The 4424-nt window shown below is 49.0% G+C and carries 1 protein-coding gene; it reads right to left on the reverse strand.

Annotated features, from left to right (window positions below; genetic code table 11):
• Nucleotides 1-3703: DUF4347 domain-containing protein (locus tag QUA53_RS28615; protein ID WP_333249280.1), on the reverse strand; the 3703-nt coding region annotated here is incomplete at its 3' end.
• Nucleotides 3704-4424: the final 721 nt, after the last annotated feature.

Consider the following 4424-nt stretch of genomic DNA (forward strand, 5'->3'; position numbering starts at 1 on the left):
CAGGTGTCAGAATTTGACCGGCGGTGACAATCGTGCCGCCCGTCTCGGGATTGCCTAAAAATATCAGCCCTTCATTGTCTGGTGGGACGGTGTTGATGGTGAAGGATGCGATCGAGCCGTCGGGGTCGCTTCCTCCGAGTCCTGCGATCGCCACAGTGCTGCTGGGGGCGATCTCGACGTTGACGTTATTAGCTGTCGGCGGTAGGTTTGGCTGTGGCGGCAGCGCGGATACAGTAGCGCTGGCGGGGCTGGTAGCGCCCTGGTTGTCTGTAACGCTGTAGGTGAAATTGGCGGTGGTAAAGTTGGCTGTCGATTGGAAAAATAATTGGTTAATGTCAGCAGGTGTCAGAATTTGACCGGCGGTGACAATCGTGCCGCCCGTCTCGGGATTGCCTAAAAATATCAGCCCTTCATTGGCTGGTGGGACGGTGTTGATGGTGAAGGATGCGATCGAGCCGTCGGGGTCGCTTCCTCCGAGTCCTGCGATCGGCACAGCGCTGCTGGGGGCGATTTCGAGGTTGACGTTGTTAGCTATCGGCGGTTGGTTGGCGGGAGTCGGAGTCGGTGCGGGAGTCGGAGTCGGAGTCGGAGTCGGGGGTGAGGCGATGCTGGTGGTAACAGTTGCGCCGGGATCGCTGCCGTTATTGTTGGCGGGATTCGGGTCATTCGTGTTTGAGGTACTTCTTGCCGTGTTGCTGACAGTGCCGGTTGCCGGGACTGGGAATCTGACAGTCCGGCTGACGGTCACGCCGTCAGCTAAGCTGGCAATGGGCGGAAAGCTGACAATGCCTGTGGCTGGGTCGTAAATACCGCCGCTGGACGCTGTAACGCCCGTTAAACCGGGAATGATGCTATCTGTAACGGTAATGTTGGTGGCGGTAGTGGGCCCTCTGTTTTCAGTGAGAATGGTGTAGGTGACATTTGACCCAGGGGTGGCCGTAGCGGGCCCGGTTTTGATCGTAACTACATCAGCGCTATCGGTGATAGTGGTGGTGATTCGCGCTTGGGGGCTGCTGCCGTTGTTGTTGTCGGGATTGGGGTCTAGGCTACTTGATGTGCTGCTAGCAGTGTTGGCGACGGTGCCGCCGGTGGCGGGAACTGTGAAACTGACGGTTCTGTTGGTACTGGCTGCGCTGGCTAGGGATGGGATCGCCGTCCAAGTCACAATACCTGTAGTTTCGTTGTAAGTTCCGCCGTCGGAGACGCTGACTCCTGTTAAACCCGGAACAATGCTGTCGGCGATCGCCACATTGGTTGCCGCACTCGGCCCACTGTTAGCCGCCGTAATTGTGTAGGTGACAGTCGAGCCGGCTGCTGCAGTAGCGGGTCCGGTTTTGACCGTCACTACATCAGCGCTATCGGTAATAGTGGTGGTGATTCGCGCTTGGGGGCTGCTGCCGTTGTTGTTGTCGGGATTGGGGTCTAGGCTACTTGATGTGCTGCTAGCAGTGTTGGCGACGGTGCCGCCGGTGGCGGGAACTGTGAAACTGACGGTTCTGTTGGTACTGGCTGCGCTGGCTAGGGATGGGATCGCCGTCCAAGTCACAATACCTGTAGTTTCGTTGTAAGTTCCGCCGTCGGAGACGCTGACTCCTGTTAAACCCGGAACAATGCTGTCGGCGATCGCCACATTGGTTGCCGCACTCGGCCCACTGTTGGCTGCCGTAATTGTGTAGGTGACAGTCGAGCCGGCTGCTGCAGTAGCGGGTCCGGTTTTGACCGTCACTACATCAGCCCTATCGTTCGTAATAGTGGTCGTGACTCGCGCCTCCGGACTGCTGCCGCTGTTGTTACCGGGTACGGGATCGATCGTACTGCTGCTGCTGAATACACTGTTGGTAATAGAGCCAAGTGTAGTTGGGGTCGTAACAGTTACGGTGCGCGTGGTGGTAGTCCCAACAGGTAAATTCGGAATAGTTGGCCAGGTTACCAGTCTCGTTGTCGCGTTGAAAGTGCCGTCGCCCTCGGCACTAGCAAATACTGCCCCGACGGGCAATTGATCTTCAATCACCACGTTTTCGGCGTCGTTGGGGCCGTTATTTACTGTCGTAATTGTGTAAGTAATGCTGCTACCCGGTGCCGCTGCGGCCGGGCCTGTTTTCCTTGAGGCAACATCTGCCGTAGTCAGCGGCACGTCTATAGTTTGGATAGATAAAGTGCGAACGTCGTGAATATTTGTTGCGTCTCCCGTTGAACCAGCAAAACCAAATTTGAATGTTGCCGGTATTGGCCCGTTTATATCCTCTAAATTGGCAATGTCGATAATAGTCTCGCCCTGATCTGTAAACGAACCATTATTGTTGAGATCAAAGTTAACTGTGAGACGGTTTGGCGTTGCAGAATTGGGTGGTTGCAAAATAATTTGAACTCTTCTTCTGGCTGCTTCGCGACTGGTAGTAAGTGCGTTGATCGGCCCGTTTGGAGGCAGAGGATTTACGGTATCTGGAATATTATCTACTCCCTGCGGCACAAAAGTAGAAGTTAAAAACTTATATTGCGTAGCTTCGCTACCTCGAAGCGTTACCGAATCTGCTCTACGCCCCCCCGGAATTCCACCTACACGCCCTTGAGTTGTAGTTGAAAAATTTCCGAATTCATCTAATCCAATTCCTAAATAACCTCCCAGTAAACCGGGCTGATTTGTATCTGTATTTTGGGCGTAGCCGAGAGACCCTCCATAGCCTCCAGCTACTGTTGGCGTCACCGTACCGTCAATTAAAAAGAAACTTATGCCATCACCTGTCCGCCCTGCTAAATTCGGACGCGCAGTGCCGTTGTAGACAAATAAGTCGAAGACAATGTTAAGACCGCTGTTGACTGGAACCTGACTGTTATAGATAACAAAAGTAGATTGGTCAAAAGTTCTTGAAGTTAATCTCAACGCCCCGCTGCCGACCGGATCTATGTTCAAACCCGGAAAACTCTCGGTTCCGGTTCCTGCTGTTAAAGCTGGAGCGTCTGACGTGCCTGTTACCCCAGAGATCCAAGGCCCGATTAGACGTGCGTCTTGAAAACTTTCGTCCACTAAATTAATGAGGACAGCGCTGTAAGTTTCCTGGTTTTTTGTTTCAAAGGCTATTGCGGTTTTTACTTGTCCTGCTGTAACATTTAATTGCCAGTTTCCTCCTAATTTTGCACTGCCAATTAGATTGTTAGAAGCAGCTATATTTGCGCCTGTTAATTTTCTCAGCTTCCGCACGAAAGCAATCCCGGATTTTCCAGCCCCAACCTTACACGCTAATAATAAAATATCGGCTTTTTCCCTGAAGGCATTGCGCCACTGTTGAAAATGCCGATCGTACTTTTGCAAGTTTTCATCCTTCAGTAAAGTTGACCCCAGTTGCACCGAAGCTTCATTGCCGTGAGCAACTATTTGAAGGCTGGCAATTAAGCTGCGTTTAGCTAGAATCTCGGTAATTTGTTCTACTCCGTCCAGGGTTCGATCGAGGACAATTATCTCTGTCCCTGGTTTTACTCCGCTGGTAAGATGCTGATAATTCTCTACCCTTGGGTCGATGCAAACTAAATGTTTTTTATGTTTAGTCTTGACGCCACAACTCTCTTTTGCTAAACAGGAAACATCGATCTCCACATCCCCGACTAAGGGCGTCCCAATCAAAGAAGCTTTTATGGACTCTTTGTCGCGGCGATCGCAACTTGATTGGTGAATTAGCGAAGAGTAGTTGCACCCTAAATTTTTCATGAGTTACATAGCTCCTTGACTTGTAAAATGTCCATCTTCAATGGTAGATAGTATTGTTAATTGCTAATAAGAAATTGTTAATTGCTAATTTCTCGGTTTCGCATAGTTAACAAGTTCTATTTACTGCGATTTTTTTTTGATCGACATCTTCCCAAAGTAGCAGTTCGCTGTGTTTACCTGCGAAATCAGGCATTTTTTTAGCCAAACCTGAGTTACCGCTAAATTATTTTTACATGGAAAAAACGTACAGAATGTACGCACATACGCTGTAAAATGCGATATTTTCTACCCAAAAATAGTTGATAATTGTTCGCTTTTATATTGGTTATTTATAATATAGTTTTTATGACTCTTGGTAGGACGTGACTCATTATCAAAAATCATTTAATAATAGTCAATCAGCAGGATATAAGAGGATATCTATTCCCTCAAAAAAAAGGTAGTAAATCTTGTAGTTACAAACTGCGTTTGTTGGCTTTTGCCGGTTCTTAATTATTCACTAAAACCCCTTTTAGACTTTTCGATAAGTTGACAAACTAAAGAATTCAAGAACTTGCTTGATTTGGGTAATTGTGGAAAATAAAAAACCCGGCTTATGTAACAAACCGAGTTGGGAGAATATCGAAAAAACTTAGCGAATTAAATGCGCTTTGATCTTAACTCGAAAGAGTGAGAAAATCGAGAGAAGTAATAGTATGATCAGCGCCAAAAACCTGAGCCA

Source organism: Microcoleus sp. Pol12B3, from assembly GCF_036701355.1.
Lineage (GTDB): Bacteria > Cyanobacteriota > Cyanobacteriia > Cyanobacteriales > Microcoleaceae > Microcoleus.